The sequence below is a fragment of the Deinococcus sp. genome (genome assembly GCF_030523985.1).
GTDB lineage: Bacteria > Deinococcota > Deinococci > Deinococcales > Deinococcaceae > Deinococcus.
Genome location: NZ_JAUNHK010000075.1, coordinates 8,432 through 13,901, shown reverse-complemented (window position 1 = coordinate 13,901; position 5,470 = coordinate 8,432). Strand labels below are relative to the sequence as shown.

Here is a 5,470-nt window from a genome sequence, read left to right as displayed (position 1 = left end):
CCTCGCGTGCTGGTGGGCCTCGTCGCCCTGTCCTTCTCCTATGCCTCCGCACAGACCACCGAGCGTCCCCTGATGGTGAGGCCGCCCCAGATGCAGACTGCCGAAACGCAGGCCCCGCAGGTGCAGCTTCCCCAAACGGCTCCCAGCCTGCCTGCGGCGGCCCCGGCCGCTGTCCCGGTCTATCCGGCGGCGGGGCGCGTGGTGCCTTCCGCAGCGGCTGCCAACCCTGTCCCAGTTGTTGCTGGCCCGGTCAACGGCGCTGTAGGGACCGTCAACTTCCGCCCCGTGCGCTTTCAGGTGGTCAATGCCGGTCTGGTCCGGCAGGCGCTGAGCCAGCAAAGCGGCGGTCTGGTGGTCCGTCCCCGCGCTCTGGCCCCCTTCAATCCCCTGCAACTGCCGCCCCCCCTCGCCACCAGTTGGTAAGTGGGCCGCGCCCTAGCTGACAAGTCGGCCCCCCGCCGCCCGGGCCGCTAGCCTGCCTGCATGACCTCTCCTTTCCGTCTGTCGGCCCGCGCCCAGAGCCTCAAGCCCTCGGCCACGGTGGCGGTCACTTCCCGCGCTCTGGAGTTGCAGCGGCAGGGGCGCAAGGTCATCTCGCTGAGCGTGGGCGAACCCGACTTCGACACGCCGCCCCACATCAAGCGGGCCGCCATCAAAGCCATCGAAGCGGGCAAGACCAAATACACGCCTGTGAGCGGTATTCCCGAACTGCGCGAGGCCATCAGCGCCAAGTTCCGGCGCGAAAACGGCCTGGACTATGCTCCCGACGCCGTGACCGTGACCAGCGGCGGCAAGCAAGCCCTGTTCAACGCCTTTTTCGCGCTGCTCGACCCTGGCGACGAGGTGCTGATTCCCGCGCCCTACTGGGTCAGCTATCCCGAAATGGTCGCCCTGACAGGAGCCGTTCCTGTCGCCGTGCCCACCTCGGCGCAAGGCGGCTTCCTGCTCGACCCCGATGTGCTGGCCGCCCACATCACCCCGCGCACCCGCATGGTGGTGCTGAACAGCCCCGGCAACCCGACGGGCGCCGTCTTTCCGCCTGAAACGCTCAGGGCGGTGGCGGCGCTGGCACAGAAGCACAACCTGACCATCGTCACCGACGAAATGTACGAGCATCTGGTCTACGACGCCGAACAGGTCAGCATCGGCACCTTCGCGCCGGAGCACACCCTCACCATCAACGGCGCGAGCAAGGCGTATGCCATGACCGGGTGGCGCATCGGCTACGCGGGGGGGCCGAAGCACGTCATCGCCGCCATGAACACCATTCAGTCGCAGAGCACCAGCAACGCCAGCAGCGTGGGCCAGTACGCCGCCCTCGCCGCCCTCGAAGACCATGCGGAAACGCAGCGTTTCGTGGAGATGGCCCGCCTCGCCTACCGCGAACGCCGTGACCGCATCGTCGCGGGCCTGAACGCGCTGGGCCTGCCGACGCCGACCCCGCAGGGCGCGTTTTACGTGATGGCCGACACCCGTGTCATCGACCCCGACGAGTTGCAGGCCGCCCGCCGGATTCTGGACGAAGCCGAGGTCGCCGTGGTGCCCGGCACCGACTTCGCCGCGCCCGGCCAAATGCGCCTGAGCTACGCCACCAGCCTGGAAACCATTGAGGAAGTGCTGCGGCGACTCGAACCCCTGTGCCGCCCTGTTTCCGGCTAAAGGGCCGTCTGGGGCAGCCGCCTGTCTGCCCCTTGACTTTTATTCTTTTTAGGATTAAGATTTCCCTTCTGGCGGCCACGTGCTGCCGAGCGATACCATTCGCCATGTCGCTTTCTGTTCGCCGCTTGGCCCAAGTCATGACAGCCGCGCAGACAGAAAATGCACCGAGGGAGACGTCCACCTCCAAGAAATAAAAACGGACGTGCGAGTATTCGATTGGCGAATAAGCCGTGAGAATGCCCCATCCGGCCCCCTCAGCGGGGCCTTTTTTCATGTCTGGGCGTGGCGGAGGGAAGAGGCTCGCCCTCCCCTTGCTCTCAATCCAGAAATTCCCGCGTGAGGGCCGCCAACAACTTCGGCAACGTCTCGAAGCAGTAGGGCGCATAGGCCCGTTCCAGCCACTGGTGGTAGTCGCGCCCCCAGGGACCGAGGTTAATGCAGGGCAGACCCGCAGGCGGCGCGTGGATGTGGGCTGCCTGCACGGGCGTGTTGGCGTTGACCAGTTCGATGCCCGCCGGGTCGGCGTACCCGAACCAGCTCATGTCGCTGATGCCGCTGAAAATGGCCCGCTCGGTGACGCTCACGCCCAGCCGCGCCCCCTCGCGGGCCAGGGTGTCACGGACCCGCGTCAGCGCCTGAGCCTCGGCGGGTTTGCGGGTGTCGAGCGTGGTGTGGGGGTAGTGCAGCGAGGCGAAGCCCAGCACGGCGGCAGGCCCGAGCAGCCCCGCCGCGTCCCAGAGCCAGCTGGTCAGGTGGGCGCTGCGGGTCGGGTAGTCCATCTGGGCGTCCAGCGTGGCGTCGTAGGCCGCCAGAGCCGCGTCCAGACCGGGGGTGTTGCGCCGCGCCTGCTCCAGCAGTTCGGCGTAGGTCAGCACCAACGGCGTGGCCCCGTGTGCCGCACTATGGGGCTGCCCCAGCGCCTCGGCCCGCCCGCGCAGGGTCGCCAGGGCGTCTTGCAGCGTGGCCTGTGCCACTTGCCTAAAGCGCTCCAGCACCTCGCCCGCGCTCAGTCCTTGCAACAGCACGTTCACGCACAGCCACGCCCGCGCCGGGGTGGTCACGTCGTAATAGGTCTTGAGGTCTTGCTGCTTGAGCAGGGTGGGGGGCGTTCCAGCCTCGTCGCCGCTGTGGTCGGTCAGGGCCGGATTCCACTCGAAGGCCCGCGTCAGTTCGCTGGCCAGAAAATTGACGTTGATGCCGTCGAGCGAGTAGCCCGCGTGCGTGTCCACCCCGACCACGAAGGCCGACACCAGCAGCTTGCCCGCCGTACCGATATAAACCGCCTGTCCCGCGCTGCCGTCGCCGTTGTCGCCCGTCGCGTCGAGGTTGATGACCAGTTCCCAGTTCAGTCCCTCGCGCCCAGCCAGGGACAGCAGCGTGGGGGCGGCCCAGCGTGCGCCGTGCGAACTGACTTCCTCGTCGGCCACCGCCACGAACAGCAGGTTGCCCTGACGCTCGGGCTGAGCGGCGAAATCGGCCAGCACGGTCATGCCCGCCGCCAGCCCCGACTTCATATCTAGCACGCCCCGTCCGGGCAAAAAGTCGCCGCTTTCCAGGTCGGCCAGGGCACGGTGTTCGGCCTCGCTGCGGGCGTTGACGCGCAGGTCGTCTATCAGGCGCGGCAGCAGGGCGTCCGGGTCAAAGGCCACGTCCTGATGCGGGCCGTAGTTCGCCACCGACACCACGTCGTAGTGCCCGGTCAGCACCACGCCCGCCGAACCTCCACCACGCACCAGCGCGTACACGTTGCGCCGTTTCAGCGGGTCGTTTTCGATGGGTTCGGCCCAGAGGTCCTGAGGGTTGGCCTGAAAATACGGCAGGCCGCCCAGCACCCGCAGCAGCGTGTCGGGAAAGGCCACTTCGCCCGACGAGTTGGTGACACTGGCGGCCTTCACCAGTTGGACAGTGAGGTCACGGGTCGAAAATTCAGGAGGCATCGAAGCTACGATACACATAGCGGTATGACTTTTTCTGCCTCTACACCACCACCCCTGAACGAACGGATTGGCTACAGCGTTCAGCGCCTCGTCGCCGCCAGTCCTGAAGGCGACGAGTGGCATGTCACGCTGCACTACCCCGCCGAATTGACCGAACTGGTGCGGCAGCAGTTTGCCCCCCAGCTTTGCCCCGAATATGCCGACGCGACCCAGGGCGAACTGTTGTGGGCCTTTTTGCCCGCGCTTTACCAACGCTTCGGCACGCCCGAACAGTGGCGCTCACGCCGCCTGCTGCTGCCCCCGCAGGAACGGGCCGCCCAGACCCTCAGTTTCCGTCTGCAAGCGCAAGGAAGCCGTCTGCCGCAGACCTTCTGCGTACCCCGCGTTCTGCCCGCCGAAGTTGGTGCGCCGCTCCCCATCCCGGCCCGGCAGCCCTTTTTCTCGGCGCTGCTCAGCCGCTTGCCCGCGTGGTTGACCCAGCCCCCGGAACAGCCGCCCCCACCGCCCGCTCTGCCGGTGCCCGCCCTGCTGACGGGTCATCAGGTGGCCCTGCTTTCTTCGCCGCCCGTGGTGCATCTGCGCCAGCTGTTGCAGGCCAACTTGCAGGCCGCCGAGCAGCAGGGAGACGCCCGCTGGCGCTACCACGCCAAAGCCGCACTGACCGAGTACCTCCCCGAAACCGTGCAGCTTCACGGCGAACGCGGAGGTCGGCCCGACGACCCCGAATTCTTGCGGGCGCTGGAACACATCCGCACCATTGCCCTGTCCAAGTCCAGCGAAAACGACTTGCGCTGGCAGGCGCATCAGCGGTTTTTGGAAGAAAAGGCGTGGGAAGGGCAGTGAGGTGGGTGCGCCTCCTTGCCCTTCCCACGTTTTGACTCTTCCACACACTCCAGGCGCTCTTACCGCCACCCGAGCGCGGGCGCCACATGCTTCAGCACGCTTTCGATGACGTGCGCGTTGTACTCCACGCCCAGTTGGTTGGGCACGGTCAGCAGCAGCGTGTCGGCCTCGGCAATGGCCTGGTCGCCGCGCAATTGTTCGATGAGCTTGTCGGGCTCGGCAGCGTAGGAGCGCCCGAATACTGCGTTGAAGCGGTCAATAAAGCCGAACTGGTCGCCCTCGTCCTGCCGCCCAAAGTACGCCCGGTCCTGATCGTTGGTCATCGCGAAAATGCTGCGGCTGACCGACACGCGGGGGGTGCGGGTATGCCCAGCGGCTTCCCACGCGGCGCGGTAGGCGCGAATCTGTTCGGCCTGCTGAATGTGAAAAGGCTTGCCGTTCTCGTCTTCCTTCAGCGTTGAGCTTTGCAGGTTCATGCCCATTTTGGCGGCCCAGACTGCTGTGCTGTTGGACGCCGACCCCCACCAAATCCGCTCGCGCAGCCCTTCCGAGTACGGTTCCAGCCGCAGCAGCCCCGGCGGGTTGGGGAACATCGGGCGTGGGTTGGGCTGGGCAAAGCCTTCACCGCGCAGCACATCCAGAAAAACCTCGGTGTGGCGGCGGGCCATGTCCGCGTCGCTTTCGCCCTCGGCGGGCTGATAACCGAAGTAGCGCCAGCCGTCTATGACCTGTTCCGGCGACCCCCGGCTGATGCCCAGTTGCAGACGCCCGCCTGCAATCAGGTCGGCTGCGCCCGCGTCCTCGGCCATGTACAGGGGGTTTTCGTAGCGCATGTCAATGACGCCCGTGCCGAGTTCAATGCGGTTGGTCTTGGCCCCCGCCGCCGCCAGCAGCGGAAAAGGAGAGGCGAGTTGGTGCGCGAAGTGATGCACGCGGAAATAAGCCCCGTCTGCGCCCAGTTCTTCGGCGGCTACCGCGAGGTCAATAGATTGCAGCAGCACGTCACGCGCCGAGCGGGTTTTGGCCTGCGG

5 protein-coding genes are annotated in these 5,470 nt (G+C 66.7%); 3 read left to right on the top strand and 2 right to left on the bottom strand.

Annotated features, from left to right (window positions below):
- Both Q4C89_RS10855 and Q4C89_RS10850 read left to right on the top strand, forming a co-directional pair.
- A partial coding sequence (locus Q4C89_RS10855; protein ID WP_303102630.1) for a hypothetical protein occupies positions 1 to 423 on the top strand: 423 nt, incomplete at its 5' end.
- Positions 424 to 483: 60 nt separating this feature from the next.
- Positions 484 to 1,659 carry a pyridoxal phosphate-dependent aminotransferase gene (locus Q4C89_RS10850; RefSeq protein WP_303102629.1) on the top strand — a complete coding sequence of 392 codons (1,176 nt, stop codon included), beginning with the start codon at positions 484 to 486 and terminating at the stop codon, positions 1,657 to 1,659.
- A gap of 317 nt (positions 1,660 to 1,976) precedes the next feature.
- On the opposite strand, the gene Q4C89_RS10845 is transcribed toward Q4C89_RS10850, so the two are convergent.
- Entirely contained in the window at positions 1,977 to 3,596 is a 1,620-nt protein-coding gene (locus Q4C89_RS10845; protein ID WP_303102628.1) for a M20/M25/M40 family metallo-hydrolase, read from the bottom strand.
- A 24-nt stretch (positions 3,597 to 3,620) separates the two neighbouring features.
- On the opposite strand from Q4C89_RS10845, the gene Q4C89_RS10840 reads away from it, so the two are divergent.
- Positions 3,621 to 4,439, top strand: coding sequence for a hypothetical protein (locus tag Q4C89_RS10840; RefSeq protein ID WP_303102627.1), 819 nt, complete (start codon positions 3,621 to 3,623; stop codon positions 4,437 to 4,439).
- A gap of 59 nt (positions 4,440 to 4,498) precedes the next feature.
- Here Q4C89_RS10840 and Q4C89_RS10835 read toward each other — a convergent pair.
- A partial coding sequence (locus tag Q4C89_RS10835) for an LLM class flavin-dependent oxidoreductase (protein WP_303102626.1) occupies positions 4,499 to 5,470 on the bottom strand: 972 nt, incomplete at its 5' end.